Source organism: Pelagibacterium sp., assembly GCF_048264985.1.
In the GTDB taxonomy this organism is placed as follows: Bacteria; Pseudomonadota; Alphaproteobacteria; order Rhizobiales; family Devosiaceae; genus Pelagibacterium.
In genome coordinates this window covers 283,797-297,425 of record NZ_JBLXCL010000002.1, presented here as the reverse complement: position 1 = coordinate 297,425, position 13,629 = coordinate 283,797, and the positions used below count along the sequence as shown (strand labels likewise).

Sequence of the window (13,629 nt, the reverse complement as noted above, 5' to 3'; positions counted from 1 at the left end):
AACGGGGGACGTGAGATTGCCGCATAAGATGACCGACATTCTGCAACGGGACGGCGTGATGACGTCTGTGCCGGACATCGAGATTAAAGGTATCAACGCTGATAGTCGGTTGATCGGCGAAGGTGATGTGTTCTTTGCTTTGCCCGGCACGCGCGGGCATGGAAACCTATACGCTCAGGACGCCGCCGGGCGCGGCGCTGTGGCGATTGTTACCGATGAGGCACTCAAAATCGATCCGGGTATTCCCGTGGTCATTGCCCAGGATGTTCGGGCGGCCTACGCCGTTGCCGCCGCCAGCATCAGCGGGCCACAACCGGCCGTTTGCGCCGCAGTAACAGGGACGAATGGCAAAACATCGGTTGTGTCTTTCCTGCGTCAAATCTGGGCTTATGCGGGTATTCGCGGGGCGAGCCTGGGCACGTTGGGCCTTATGGTGGGTGACGAGCACGTACCGGGAGAGTTGACTACTCCTGACACGCTGTCGTTGCACAAAACCCTTGCGAAGCTGAAAGCTGAAGGCGTCGACCACGTTGCAATAGAAGCTTCGAGTCATGGCATCCATCAGCGACGCCTGGATGGGGTGAAATTTTCTGCGGTCGCATTTACCAATCTTAGCCGCGATCACCTCGACTACCATGAGACGATTGAAGCTTATCGCGATGCGAAACTGCGGCTGTTTCGTGAATTGATCGACGCCAACGCGACGGCCGTCGTGGACGCTGAAAATGAGGAGGGCTTGCCCTTCATGTTTGCCGCGCTGGACACGGGAGCAACCGTGTTCACAGTCGGCGCTGGCGGGGCGCATATCGATGTCGATAGTGTGGAGAGCGAGGGTTTCGGCCAGCGGGTCAAAGGTAAGCTCGTGGGCGAGCCCATCGAATTCTTCCTGCCTTTGGTAGGGCGATTTCAGGTGGACAACGCGGTGGTTGCAGCCGGTCTTGCCATGGCTACAGGCGTTTCCAACGGCGACACAATTGCAGCGCTTGAAACGCTTCAAGGCGCAAAGGGTCGGCTAGAAATGGTTGCCCAGCGTGGTGGCGCTGCAGTTTTTGTCGATTATGCGCACACACCTGATGCACTCGAGAACGCACTTGCAGCGCTGCGTCCCTTTGCAAAGGGACGACTGATTGTGGTTTTCGGCTGTGGCGGCGACAGAGATCCCGGCAAGCGCCCGCAAATTGGTGAGGTTGCTCAAAGGTTGGCAGACTTTGTCATCGTGACCGACGACAATCCCAGAACCGAAGACGCTGCGGCCATAAGGTCCCAAATCCTTGCGACAGCACCAGGCGCTCTGGAAATCGGCGACCGCGCCGAAGCAATCAGTCATGCAATCGCCCAAATGGGGGCAGAGGACGTCGTGCTGATCGCTGGCAAGGGCCATGAAGATTATCAGATCGTGGGTAATACCAAACATCAATTCTCTGACCATGTGGTCGCGCGCGCGGCCTTCGGGGGCTGAGTTTGCCAATGCTCTATGGAATTGATGACATTCTCACTGCATGCGGTGGAGCTGCCCGCGATGTCGCAGCTGACGGTGTCTCGTCAATTTCCATAGACTCGCGGGAAATTGCAGCCGGCGCGCTGTTCGTGGCCATCAGAGGTGCCAATTTCGACGGGCATGATTTTGTGGCCAGGGCCATTCAGGCAGGAGCCGTTGCAGCTATGGTCAACTGCGATCAGGCCGATGCCCTATCTGGGCTGCCGCTGATTGTTGTGGAGGATGCGCTGGAGGGGTTGTGTGGCCTTGCAGCATTCTCACGCGCGCGATCGAAGGCCCGCGTCATCGCGGTGACCGGCAGTGTCGGCAAAACGTCCACAAAGGAGGCGACCCGGGTGGCCCTTGAGGCGAACGGAACGACCCATGCCTCGATCAAGAGCTTTAACAATCATTGGGGCGTGCCACTTATGCTGGCGCGCATGCCAGCGGATGCAGAGTTCGGAGTATTCGAGATCGGCATGAGCGCGCCCGGAGAAATTACGCCACTCTCAAAGCTAGTTCGCCCCCATGTGGCAATCGTGACCACTGTGGCTCCAGCCCATATCGAGTTCTTTGCTTCCGAGGCGGCAATTGCCGATGCAAAAGCGGAGATATTTGTCGGTGTTGAACCGGGCGGCCATGCAATCATTGGAAGCGATCATGCACATGTTGACCGGCTCGTTGAAGCGGCCCAGGCGGCAGGGCTAACAACCACCACCTATGGATACATGCGTGCAGATGTTGGGATCTCCGATTACCAATCGACCCCAAAGGGCGCTAAAGGGCATGTCGATGGTGTCGGGATTAGTCTTGAGGTCTCCATTGCCACCGCGGGGCGGCACATGCTGGCGAACGCCGTGGCGGCTCTATTGGCTGCCCGCCAGGTTGGCGCCAATGAGCAGACGACCTTGGAGGCGCTGTCAGCCCACGGAGCGCCCGAAGGACGTGGCGCAGCGATCCTGCTTGGAAATGTCGCCGACCCGATTCGACTGATCGATGAAAGTTACAATGCCAATCCCACCTCGATGCGCGCGGCGCTCGAAGTGTTTGCCCAGGTGCCAACCCGGGGCCGTCGGATATTGGTGCTAGGCGATATGCGTGAGTTGGGTGCAGCGTCAGCCGATTATCATGCTGACCTTGCAGGCGACGTGATTACGGCAAAGCCGGATCTGGTGTTTCTGGTGGGCGAGCACATGGCCGCTTTGGCTGAAAAACTGCCTGCAGAGCTTGTTGCGGCTCGGACACAGGCTGTGGACGACATTGCCGGAAGTGTTTTGGAAACGCTTGCACCGGGCGACTCAGTTATGCTCAAGGGATCGAACGGAGTGAGGTTGGGCACTTTGGTGGTTCGCATACGAGACCGGTTCGGCTCAATAGATTAAAGGCACAGACGGTACCCCATGCTCTATTTCCTGCAGCAGTTTGCTGACGCCTTTCCAGTCTTCAACGTGTTCCGGTATCTTTCATTCCGAACAGGTGGTGCGATCATTACAGCACTGTTCTTTGTGTTCTTGTTCGGGCCCGGCATGGTCAATTCATTGCGCGTGCGACAGGGCAAGGGGCAGCCCATTCGCGAAGATGGACCTCAAAGCCACCTACTGACCAAGAAGGGCAAGCCCACTATGGGGGGGCTGATGATTCTTTCGGGGGGACTGGTTTCGATCCTCTTGTGGGCAGATCTGTCCAATATGTATGTCTGGGCCGTGTTGCTCGTGACGACAGGATTTGGGCTTGTCGGCTTTTACGATGACTATCTCAAGGTCAAGCACCAGAACCACAAAGGGTTTGGCGGAAAAGCGCGTCTGGCCATTGAATCGGTAATAGCGATTGCTGCATGCATCATCATCGCGACCCAGGCGCCTGAAGGCTACGAGAATGCGCTGCTGTTGCCATTCGTCAAGGATCTGGCGCTTAATCTTGGACTTTTCTTCTTTATTTTTGGGGCATTTGTCATCGTCGGGGCAGGCAACGCCGTCAATTTGACAGATGGGCTGGATGGGCTGGCGATTGTGCCGGTTATGATCGCGGCGTCGGCTTTTGGATTGATCGCCTATCTCGTGGGTAACCAGGTCTATTCAGACTATCTGTTTCTCAATTTCGTGCCGGGCACGGGCGAACTTTCCATTGTCTGCGGCGCTTTGATCGGCGCTGGGCTAGGGTTTCTCTGGTTCAATGCGCCGCCTGCCCAGATCATCATGGGTGATACCGGTTCGCTGTCGCTTGGCGGTGCGCTCGGCACAATAGCAGTGGCCACCAAGCATGAAATCGTCATGGCCATTGTTGGTGGCTTGTTCGTTCTTGAAGCTGTGTCGGTGATCGTTCAGGTTGTTTCGTTTCGCCTGACAGGCAAGCGCGTATTCAAGATGGCACCCATCCACCACCATTTTGAACATCTTGGATGGACCGAGAGCCAGATCGTGATCCGCTTCTGGATTATCGCGATGGTCTTGGCGCTGATTGGCCTGTCCTCACTCAAGTTGCGTTAGTACAGCCAGCACGCTGGCGCCAATCTCAGCGACAACAGCGCTTCGCGCGGCAAGGTCGCTGTTGGCGTTGTCGAGATATATCGCGACGAAGTATGACGGTCGGCCAGGCGGAGAAATCATGGCGATTATTGAGCGCGTGTGAGTTCGGCCAGCTCCGCTGCGATCAGCGATCGTCCAGCCGTAAGGCAGCGAGGCGCGCAGCAACTCGTCGGAAACTTGATTGTTTTTCAGCCAGCCAGTCAATGTTGTACGACCCGCCTCACTCAAACCGTTGCCTTCGAGCAGCAATTGGAGACTGGCAATCATTGCCAGCGGCGTGCTGGCATCGATCGTTCGTTCTGGATCGGAAAGGTTCATTTCCGGTTCAAGCCTATCGAGGCTGAACTGGGTATCGCCAATCGATCGCATGAAGCCGGTTATTGCCATCGGACCGCCGAGATAATCGACGACGAGGTTTGCGGCAGCGTTATCGCTCTGCGAAAGCGCCGCTTCGCACAATTGCCTGTAGCTCAGGGAGGCATCGATCCGACCCTCAAGAACCGGTGAATGGCTTACAATATGTTCTGGGGCAATAGTTATACGTGCCTCCAAGCTAGCGTCACCAGCATCATGTTCGGACAGCAGCGCTGCGCAGGCAAAAGCCTTGAATGTGCTGTTCATGGGAAAGCGTTCGTTGCCCCTCCAGCTCCATATCTGGCCCGTAGCTGTATTCATCACGGCAATGCCCACACGAGCGCCAAAGTTTTCTTCGAGCTGTGACGCCAGGATGCGGACGCTGTCAAATTCGCCGCGTTGGGCGGCGGCAATTTGGGATTGGAGCATTAGCGAAGCCAAAGCGAGCGCGGCGAGGACAGTTTTCATGAGTGTCTCAATTCGATGATCTGAATCTGTGCGACGATGCCGGCGTTATCGAGCGCAATTGTGGAATGGAGCGGCGCGACAAAGTCATGGTTGCGAAATGGTAACCACTGGAGTGGTAAGTGTTGCAATCTGCAATTTATGCCCTGCGTACCGGAGTGACCCGTGACCGCCATTTCAGCCTGGTTTTCCCGTGAGCGAAAGACGCCCATCGCCGAATGGTGGTGGACTGTGGACCGGGAACTGATGTTTGCATTGCTTGCGCTGATGGGTTTCGGGGTGCTTTTGAGCTTTGCCGCGAGCCCACCGGTGGCAGAGCGCATCGGACTAGGGCCGTGGCATTTTACACAAAGGCATGTGTTGTTCTGCGTTCCTGCGCTCGGGGCTATGCTGCTGGCGTCACTGGTTAATGCGCGCTGGGCACGCGTCATTGCGCTGGGGACACTTGTGAGCGGGGTTGTCCTATTGGCGTTAACTTTACGCTTTGGCGTAGAGGTAAAAGGTGCGCGACGCTGGATATCGTTTATGGGGCAGTCGCTACAGCCTTCCGAGTTCGTCAAACCGTCCTATGCAATTATTTCGGCCTGGCTGATCTCCGAGCAAATGAAGCGCAAGGATGTTCCCGGTCACGTGTTGGCTGGGGGGCTAACAGCGCTGATCGTTGGGCTGCTGCTTTTGCAGCCTGATGTTGGTCAGACGGCGCTGATGGTCGCGACCTATGGTGGCTTGTTGTTTTTATCGGGTATTTCCTGGTGGTTGATTGCTGCCTTCAGTGGGGCGGCCGCTGGAATGGTTGGCTTGGCCTACCTGTTTTTCCCCCACGTTGCCCGGCGCATAAATGCGTTTATCAATCCCGAAAACGGTGACAATTATCAGGCCGAGCGGGCGCTCGAATCGCTGCTTGAAGGAGGGTGGTTCGGTATGGGGCCAGGAGAAGGGATCGCTCGGCGATATTTGCCCGACGCTCATGCCGACTTTGTATTTGCTGCCGGCGCCAGCGAGTTTGGCATTCTGTTTTGCCTGATGCTGGTGGGCTTAATTGCCTTCATCGTCATCCGGGCGCTTAATCTCGCGCTGTGCCAGCACAATTTGTTCAACCGGTTGGCGGCGAGCGCACTGGCCATTCAATTTGGCGTTCAGTCGGCGATCAATCTGACGGTTAACCTCAATCTGATGCCACCGAAGGGGATGACATTGCCGTTCGTTTCATACGGCGGCACTTCGATGATTGCGATTGGATTGTCCATGGGGTTATTGCTGGCGCTGACACGCCGCAAGCCCGAAGAAACTTTTGCCACCGGCCTGCCGATCCGCAGCGCCCTGGATCAATCGGGCGTGCAAGGCAAACGCTGAACCGCAGTGCCCTCCAGCGCACGAACAACAGGTAGTTATGAGTACATTTGCATTGATGGCCGGGGGGACGGGCGGACATCTATTTCCAGCGATGGCACTGGCGCAGGAACTGCGCCGGCGGGGACATGACATTCATCTGGTCACCGATGAGCGGGTCAGCCATTATGGTGCGGAGTTTCCGGCAACCGCCGTTCATGTCGTGGCCGCGGCAACGCCCTCGATCCGCAATCCGGTCAAATTCGCAAAAGCCGGAGTTACAATTCTCGGCGGCACAGCGACAGCATTTGGCATCCTGCGCAATATGAAGCCCGCTGCGGTAGTGGGCTTCGGCGGGTACCCATGCTTCCCACCGTTCCTCGCGGCGTCGATTTTGCGCATCCCGGGCATTTTGCATGAGCAGAACGCAGTGATGGGGCGCGCCAATCGTGCTCTGGCGCGATTTGCAAAAGTTCTGGCGATGAGTTTTGCCCAGACCGCGCACGCAGATGCTTTCAAAACTGAAAAGGTGCTTGTGGGTAACCCGGTCCGTGACAGAGTTAGAGCTATCGCGGGAATGAGCTATCCGACGCTCGCCGAGGATGGACCGATAAACCTTCTGGTATTCGGTGGAAGTCAGGGGGCGCGGGCGTTTTCCGACATCGTGCCTGCAGCGATCGCCGAATTGGACGAGACACTCAGGCGTCGGCTGAACATCACGCAGCAATGCCGTGATGAAGATCTCGATCGTGTCGCCGAAGCGTATCGGGCGGCGCGGGTGAACGTGGAGCTTGCGGGGTTTTTTGCCGATTTGCCCGAGCGCATAGTTTCGAGTCATCTGGTGATTGGACGTGCGGGGGCATCAACCATCGCCGAGTTGGGAGCCTTGGGGCGCCCTTCGGTTCTCGTGCCATTGCCCGGCTCGCTTGACCAGGATCAGAGATCGAATGCTCTGGTCATGCAGGATGCCGGGGGTGCCTGGGTCTTCGATCAGGCCACGCTTTCACCGCAATCTCTTGCCACCCAGCTTCACGATCTCTTGAACGCTCCGGATCGCCTTAGGGCAGCAGCCGCCGCCGCTTTGTCGGTGGGGATGCCCGATGCCGTTGAACGGCTCGCTGATCTCGTTGAGCAAACCGCCAAAGGACACTCATGAACACCAAGATGCCACGCGATATCGGGCCTGTGCATTTCATCGGCATTGGCGGGATCGGAATGAGCGGTATTGCCGAAGTGCTCCATACCCAAAACTACACAGTTCGTGGTTCGGATGCTTCGATGAACGCCAATGTCCAGCGCCTGCAGTCGATGGGTATCGAAGTAATGGTGGGGCAAAAGGCTGGAAACATTCGTGATGCGGCGGCTGTGGTGGTGTCTTCTGCGATCAAGAAAGATAATCCCGAGCTGATGGAAGCGCGAGCCAAGGGGCTGCCGATCGTGCGGCGGGCCGAGATGCTGGCCGAGATCATGCGCTTCAAAAACGCAATCGCCATCGGGGGAACACACGGCAAGACGACGACAACCTCGATGGTTGCCGCGCTGCTCGATGCGGGCCAGTTCGATCCGACGGTCATCAATGGCGGTATTATCAACGCCTATGGGACCAATGCGCGGTTAGGGCAGGGCGACTGGATGGTCGTTGAGGCCGATGAAAGCGACGGGACTTTCGTAAAGCTGCCCGCGGATGTCGCTGTGGTGACCAATATCGATCCCGAGCATCTTGACCATTATCATGACTTTGATGGTGTCAAGAAAGCCTTCCGCAATTTCGTTGAGAACGTTCCGTTCTACGGTTTTGCAGTGATGTGTCTTGATCATCCCACGGTGCAGGCGCTGGTCGGTGAGATCGAAGATCGCAGGATGATTACCTATGGATGCAATCCGCAAGCCGATGTGCGTCTGATCGATGTCGTCAACGATCATGGGATTTCAAAATTCTCGGTGGTGGTCCGGGATCGAATTAGCGGCCAGACGCGGCTGATCGATGCGCTCGAACTGCCGATGCCTGGGATGCATAACGTTCTCAATGCGACTGCGGCGATTGCAGTAGCGCAGGAGCTGAAGATCTCTGACGCGCAGATTCGCGCAGGCTTAAAAGGCTTTGGCGGGGTCAAACGCCGCTTTACGAGGACTGGCGAAGTCAACGGAATTACGATCATCGACGATTATGGTCACCACCCCGTGGAGATATCCTCGGTGTTGCGTGCTGCACGGCAGTCGACCAAGCGTGACGTGATCGCCGTCGTGCAGCCGCACCGCTATTCGCGGCTCAAGGATTTGTTCGACGACTTCTCGGCTTGTTTCAACGAGGCTGACACTGTGCTGGTAGCGCCGGTTTATGCAGCGGGTGAAGCGCCGATTGAGGGCGTAAGCCATATCGAACTTGTCGACCGGATCAGGGCGCGCGGGCACCGCGACGCCCGCGCGATTGCCGGGCCGGAAGAACTTGCAGGTCTAATCGCCAATCGGGCCGGCGAGGGTGATTACGTCGTGTGCCTTGGCGCGGGGAACATTACGCTTTGGGCCGCATTGCTGCCCGGCGAGCTGGAAGCCGAACTGGCTGGGAAGGCCAAGGCAAGCGCATGAGCTTTCCCGATCTCGTGCCGCAGTTTTCGGACTGGATTGGTGATGTGCGGGGCAAGCTGATCCCCAATCATCCGCTGGCCAAAGCCGTGTGGTTCCGCGTGGGCGGGCCGGCGCAGCTCTATTTCGAGCCTGCTGATGAGGCCGACCTTGCGCTGTTTTTGAGAAATTTGCCTCAAGACATCCGGGTGACCGTAATCGGGCTGGGATCGAACCTTCTGATCCGCGATGGCGGGATCGATGGGGTGGTTATCAAACTGCCGGCCAAGACGTTCGGCGGGGTCGAGGTGTTCGAGGGCAATCGGGTTCGGGCCGGAGCCGGGCTTCCCGACGTCAAGATCGCCACGGCGGCGGCCAAGGCGGGGATCGACGGGTTGGAATTCTTCCGGGGCATCCCCGGGGCGGTCGGGGGCGCCCTGTACATGAATGCGGGGTGCTATGGCACCGAAGCCAAGGAGCGGGTGGTAAGCCTGCGCGGCGTTACGCGGCAGGGCGACGTCATCGAATTGCGCAATGCCGATATGGGCTATCAATATCGCAAGTCCAACGGGCCCGAAGGGGTGGTGTTCACCTCCGCGGTGTTTGAGGGGCTATCAGGGGACAGCGAGGAAATACTGGCAAAGATGCGCGATATTACCGAGCGGCGCGAGAGCACGCAGCCGACCAATACGCGCACCGGCGGGTCGACGTTTAAAAACCCAGACGGCCATTCGGCCTGGAAACTTGTCGATGAGGCCGGCTGCCGTGGATTGCGGATCGGGGATGCGCAAGTGTCGAAAATGCATACCAATTTTCTGGTCAATCTCGATGCGGCGACCGCTTACGACATTGAAACGCTTGGCGAGACCGTGCGGGCAAAAGTTCGTAAAACCCATGGGCTTGATCTTGTCTGGGAAATCCGACGGATGGGCCATTTTTTGCCAGGGCAAGAAGTCAAAGAGTTTCTCGACGGCGATGTGTTTGCTGGCGTGAAATGAAACTGCGGCTCTTGATTGAGCCGATCCTCTAGGCGGAGTGGGCGAACCTATGGCCAAACATGTTGCAGTGCTGAAAGGCGGATGGTCTCATGAGCGTGAGGTGTCCCTCAGTTCGGGCGGGGAATGCGCTCAGGCATTACGTAACGCTGGATATACGGTCACCGAAATTGATGTGCAGCGCGACATAGGTGAGGTTCTAAGTGCTCTCAAACCGGATGTTGTGTTTAACGCGCTGCATGGACGGTTCGGCGAAGACGGAACCATTCAGGGTATGCTGGAAATCCTGGGTATTCCTTATACTCACTCAGGCGTTCTGGCCTCTTCGGTGGCTATGGATAAGCATCAGGCCAAGGTGATGTTCAAATCTGCCGGTGTACCTGTGACCGATCACGTCATTGCGACGAGGGATGCAATTGCGCAAAGCCATGTGATGAGCCCGCCCTATGTGGTCAAGCCATACAATGACGGGTCGAGCGTCAACGTGTTCATCGTCAAGGAGGGACAGGAGCACCCGCCACAGGAAATATTGCGCAGCGATTGGGACGGCGATGAAGAGTTGATGGTGGAGCGGTTCATACCGGGACGTGAGCTAACTTGCGCTGTGATGGGAGACGTCGCTCTTGGGGTGATCGAGATCGCCACTGACCTCGCTTTCTATAATTATGAGGCGAAATACGTAAATGGTGGCTCGCGGCACGAGTTGCCGGCACAAGTTTCACCGAAAATTTACCAAAAAGTTCAGAAGATGTCGCTGATGGCCCATGCCGCTTTGGGCTGCCGCGGGGTGACTCGAAGCGACTTCCGCTACGACGCGCGCGGTGGCGATGATGGCGAGCTTGTGTGTCTTGAGATCAATACCCAGCCGGGGATGACCAAAACATCTTTGGTGCCCGAATTGGCGGCCCATGCCGGCCATTCTTTCGAAGAGTTGGTAAGTTGGATGGTGGAGGACGCAAGTTGCAACAGATGAGGCGTAAGGAAGCAATAGGGGCCGTGCCCGCTTCCAGCCCTCTCGCGCCGCCCGCGCCACGCATCGAGCGTCCTGCCCTGCGGGTGGTCCCGAGCCTTTCACCTTTGACCCGAGATCGCTCACCGGCGCTGGCTGGGAGCCGCGGCATGCTTGTGCCGGTGCGGCGGCGCGGTGGGATGCTGGTTACACTTGGCAATTGGTGGGTGTTGCACAAGCGGCTGGCCCTGCGGGCTATCGCGCTGCTCGTTGCGCTATGTGTGGCTGCGGGCTGCTACGTCATGCGCGAAGATGTGTCCGAAGGGCTGAACGTGGTCGGTAGTGTGCTGACCGGCCATATGGCAGATGTCGGGTTCGGAATCGAGAAAATCGAGATCAATGGGTTATCGCTGACTCGGGAGGCCGATGTTGCGCATGCGCTGGGAATTGAAATCGGTTCAACCAGCCTGGGATTTGATATTGCAGAAGCGCGCCTGCGAGTAGAGGAAATCCCCTCAATCGCATCCGCGACAATTCGCAAGGTCTATCCCGATACCCTTATGGTTTCCATTACCGAAAAAGCCCCGATGGCGCGGTGGCGGATCGATGGCGCGACGATGCTGATCGATGCTTCGGGCGCACCCATTGCGCCGGCCAGCATCGAAAATGGCGACCTGCCGCTCGTTATCGGCGAGGGTGCTGGAGATAACGCCATGGCGATGATCAATTTGGTCAACCGCTACCCAGATCTGACCTTCGACCTCGCGGCTCTGAACCGCGTGGCAGATCGCCGCTGGGATTTGATTTTCTATTCAGGATTGCGCGTGCAATTGCCCGAAACTGGCGTTGTCGACGCGTTGGGGCGGCTCAATGGTTACCAGCTCGATCACCAGGTCTTGCAACGCGATCTCGATCTTATCGACATGCGTGTTGCCCAATATGTGGCCGTTCGACCGACAGTTCGTGAAGAAGACGATCAATGATGACCTCTGCGATGACAGCGCGCCTGAAGCCAGTCCAGCCTGGACGGTCTTCGCTCGTTACAGTGCTCGATATTGGCTCGACAAAGATCTGCTGCGTCATTGCACGGTTGGTGCCACGGGAGGGCAGGGCCCTGCGTGGTCGTACGCATATGGCCGAGATTATCGGCTTCGGTTACGGGCCTTCAGGCGGGGTCAAGAGCGGGGTCGTGACCGATCTCGACAAGGCCGAACAGGCGATCCGCTCGGTCGTGGGCATGGCGGAACGGGCCGCGGGGATCACAGTTCAATCGGTGGTGGTGAACGTCACCGCCGGCCGGCTCGGGTCAGAAACTTTCTCGGCAAGTGTCTCGCTCGATGGTCATGAGGTCGAGCCAAGCGATATTTCGCGTGTGCTGATTGCGGTCAATGATCGCAGTGTGCGCGACGAACGCTCAATTATCCATGCGCTCCCGATCGGCTATGCGCTGGACGGGCAAAAGGGTGTGCGCGATCCACGCGGCATGGTTGGTGAAACATTGGGCGTGGACGTTGCTGTGGTCTCGGCGGAAACGTTAGCCATGCGCAATATCGAGCTGGCATTGAACAAATGCCACCTTGAAGTCGAAGCGCTGATGGCGACGCCCTATGCGTCGGGGCTTGCAACGCTTGTCGACGACGAAGCCGATCTTGGTGTTGCCTGCATCGACATGGGCGGAGCGACGACGACGGTTTCGGTCTTCAACGAGGGCCATCTTGTCTATGCCGACGCGTTGGCCATCGGCGGACATCACATCACGCTCGATATCGCCCGGCAGCTTTCGGTGAGCGTGGCCGATGCCGAGCGTCTGAAAACGCTTTACGGGTCGTGCCTGCAGGGCCAAACGGACGAAACCGACGTCATCACGGTGATGCCCATCGGAGCCAATTCCCATGAATCGCCCAACTCGATCTCGCGCGAGATGCTGACGCGGGTGATCCGGCCGCGCGTCGAGGAAATTCTCGATGCAATTCGAGATCGCATGCAGGCAACTGGTATGATGGACGTTTCGGGTCGGCGCTTTGTTTTGACCGGTGGGGCTTCAGATCTGACGGGGTTGCCTGAACTTGCGCGTCGCATGTTGGCACGAAACGTGCGCAACGGGCGTCCGCTGGGGGTGTCCGGTCTGCCTGATCGCGCTAAAGGGGCAGCTTTTGCCACCGTGGCTGGCATGCTCGTCTATCCGCAAGTATGCGGAGCCGAATACGTTCAACCGCGACCGACGCGGAAGTTGACGGGCTCCGACGGCTACTTTGCCAAAGTCGGAAGCTGGCTGAAGTCCGGGTTCGTTTGAAAGGAAGTGTTCACCTGAACCGCTCCTTTAGAACGCAGAACAACACTAATGATCAGTGGTGCCTGCAATTGCTTAAGTCAGCGCTCAGGCGATGCCGGAAACCGGATCGCTTACGCCGCTGTCGCGCAAAGTGTTATGCGCGAACAGAAGCTTTTGCTCAGTCCCCGCGGTAGGCGGCTTCGAGATCGGCGACGATCAGTTTATTCATCTTGAGCATGGCCTGGGTGGCGCGTTGAGCGCCAGACGGGTCACTGCCCGTGACAGTTCGATAGAGCGCTCTTGGGACGATTTGCCAGGAAAGGCCGAACTTGTCTTTGACCCAGCCGCACTGGCTTTCGGTGCCCTCACCCTCGGTGAGCTTGTCCCAATAGTAATCCACTTCCGACTGATCGACACAATCGATAATGAATGAAGTCGCTTCAGAAAATTTGAAATGTGGCCCGCCATTGATGGCGTTGAAGCGCTGGCCAAGGATTTCGAAGTCACCGGTCATGACTTTTCCCGGCTTGCCCATGCCGCCTTCGCCATAACGGGTCGTGCCGTGAACCTTGGCATCGGGGAAAATAGAAGCGTAAAATTCCATCGCCTGTTCGAGATTGTCGTCGAACCATAGGCTTGGGGTGATGCGAGACATGCAAGCCTCCTCCAAAGAGCCAGCTATGCGCAGCGACCGATTATGA

At 57.6% G+C, this 13,629-nt stretch carries 12 protein-coding genes; 10 read left to right on the top strand and 2 right to left on the bottom strand.

The features are described 5' to 3' along the window. Positions 1-28: 28 nt before the first annotated feature. From ACN0TA_RS10770 to mraY, 3 genes are read left to right on the top strand one after another with little or no spacing between them, the layout of a single operon-like run. A complete protein-coding gene (locus ACN0TA_RS10770; RefSeq protein WP_417582698.1) occupies positions 29-1,459 on the top strand; it encodes a UDP-N-acetylmuramoyl-L-alanyl-D-glutamate--2,6-diaminopimelate ligase in 1,431 nt (476 codons plus the stop codon). Positions 1,460-1,467: 8 nt separating this feature from the next. Continuing rightward, entirely contained in the window at positions 1,468-2,859 is a 1,392-nt protein-coding gene (locus ACN0TA_RS10765; RefSeq protein WP_417582696.1) for a UDP-N-acetylmuramoyl-tripeptide--D-alanyl-D-alanine ligase, read from the top strand. Positions 2,860-2,877: 18 nt separating this feature from the next. Next, positions 2,878-3,963, top strand: a complete 1,086-nt coding sequence (mraY, locus tag ACN0TA_RS10760; RefSeq protein WP_417582694.1) for a phospho-N-acetylmuramoyl-pentapeptide-transferase — start codon at positions 2,878-2,880, stop codon at positions 3,961-3,963. Here the strand turns inward: mraY and bla are convergent. Beyond that, a complete protein-coding gene (bla, locus tag ACN0TA_RS10755; protein ID WP_417582692.1) occupies positions 3,946-4,824 on the bottom strand; it encodes a class A beta-lactamase in 879 nt (292 codons plus the stop codon). The two genes, mraY and bla, sit on opposite strands and share 18 nt — an antisense overlap. 162 nt (positions 4,825-4,986) lie before the next feature. On the opposite strand from bla, the gene ACN0TA_RS10750 reads away from it, so the two are divergent. From ACN0TA_RS10750 to ftsA, 7 genes are read left to right on the top strand one after another with little or no spacing between them, the layout of a single operon-like run. Further along, positions 4,987-6,174 (top strand): FtsW/RodA/SpoVE family cell cycle protein, encoded by a 1,188-nt coding sequence (locus ACN0TA_RS10750; protein WP_417582690.1) that lies wholly within the window; start codon positions 4,987-4,989, stop codon positions 6,172-6,174. 37 nt (positions 6,175-6,211) lie between these two features. Continuing rightward, entirely contained in the window at positions 6,212-7,306 is a 1,095-nt protein-coding gene (gene murG, locus ACN0TA_RS10745) for an undecaprenyldiphospho-muramoylpentapeptide beta-N-acetylglucosaminyltransferase (protein WP_417582688.1), read from the top strand. Next, entirely contained in the window at positions 7,303-8,736 is a 1,434-nt protein-coding gene (gene murC / locus ACN0TA_RS10740; RefSeq protein WP_417582686.1) for a UDP-N-acetylmuramate--L-alanine ligase, read from the top strand. Before murG ends, murC begins: the two co-directional genes overlap by 4 nt. Continuing rightward, on the top strand, positions 8,733-9,710 hold the full coding sequence (murB, locus tag ACN0TA_RS10735; protein ID WP_417582684.1) for a UDP-N-acetylmuramate dehydrogenase: 978 nt from the start codon (positions 8,733-8,735) through the stop codon (positions 9,708-9,710). The genes murC and murB overlap by 4 nt, the downstream gene beginning before the upstream one ends. Positions 9,711-9,759: 49 nt before the next feature. Beyond that, positions 9,760-10,680 (top strand): D-alanine--D-alanine ligase, encoded by a 921-nt coding sequence (locus tag ACN0TA_RS10730; RefSeq protein ID WP_417582682.1) that lies wholly within the window; start codon positions 9,760-9,762, stop codon positions 10,678-10,680. A gap of 23 nt (positions 10,681-10,703) precedes the next feature. After that, positions 10,704-11,639: a cell division protein FtsQ/DivIB gene (locus ACN0TA_RS10725; protein WP_417582680.1), complete on the top strand. Its 936-nt coding sequence runs from the start codon at positions 10,704-10,706 to the stop codon at positions 11,637-11,639. Then, positions 11,636-12,949: a cell division protein FtsA gene (gene ftsA / locus ACN0TA_RS10720; protein ID WP_417582678.1), complete on the top strand. Its 1,314-nt coding sequence runs from the start codon at positions 11,636-11,638 to the stop codon at positions 12,947-12,949. The genes ACN0TA_RS10725 and ftsA overlap by 4 nt, the downstream gene beginning before the upstream one ends. Positions 12,950-13,106: 157 nt before the next feature. Here ftsA and ACN0TA_RS10715 read toward each other — a convergent pair whose 3' ends face one another. Next, entirely contained in the window at positions 13,107-13,583 is a 477-nt protein-coding gene (locus ACN0TA_RS10715; RefSeq protein WP_417582676.1) for a VOC family protein, read from the bottom strand. Between the last annotated feature and the right edge of the window lie 46 nt (positions 13,584-13,629).

What these genes read in the sequence shown, in the direction of transcription:
- ACN0TA_RS10770 (WP_417582698.1), top strand. Translation starts at nt 29, where the DNA reads ATGACCGACATTCTGCAACGGGACGGCGTGATGACGTCTGTGCCGGAC.
- ACN0TA_RS10765 (WP_417582696.1), top strand. Translation starts at nt 1,468, where the DNA reads ATGCTCTATGGAATTGATGACATTCTCACTGCATGCGGTGGAGCTGCC.
- mraY (WP_417582694.1), top strand. Translation starts at nt 2,878, where the DNA reads ATGCTCTATTTCCTGCAGCAGTTTGCTGACGCCTTTCCAGTCTTCAAC.
- bla (WP_417582692.1), bottom strand. Translation starts at nt 4,824, where the DNA reads ATGAAAACTGTCCTCGCCGCGCTCGCTTTGGCTTCGCTAATGCTCCAA.
- murG (WP_417582688.1), top strand. Translation starts at nt 6,212, where the DNA reads ATGAGTACATTTGCATTGATGGCCGGGGGGACGGGCGGACATCTATTT.
- murC (WP_417582686.1), top strand. Translation starts at nt 7,303, where the DNA reads ATGAACACCAAGATGCCACGCGATATCGGGCCTGTGCATTTCATCGGC.
- murB (WP_417582684.1), top strand. Translation starts at nt 8,733, where the DNA reads ATGAGCTTTCCCGATCTCGTGCCGCAGTTTTCGGACTGGATTGGTGAT.
- ACN0TA_RS10730 (WP_417582682.1), top strand. Translation starts at nt 9,760, where the DNA reads ATGGCCAAACATGTTGCAGTGCTGAAAGGCGGATGGTCTCATGAGCGT.
- ftsA (WP_417582678.1), top strand. Translation starts at nt 11,636, where the DNA reads ATGATGACCTCTGCGATGACAGCGCGCCTGAAGCCAGTCCAGCCTGGA.
- ACN0TA_RS10715 (WP_417582676.1), bottom strand. Translation starts at nt 13,583, where the DNA reads ATGTCTCGCATCACCCCAAGCCTATGGTTCGACGACAATCTCGAACAG.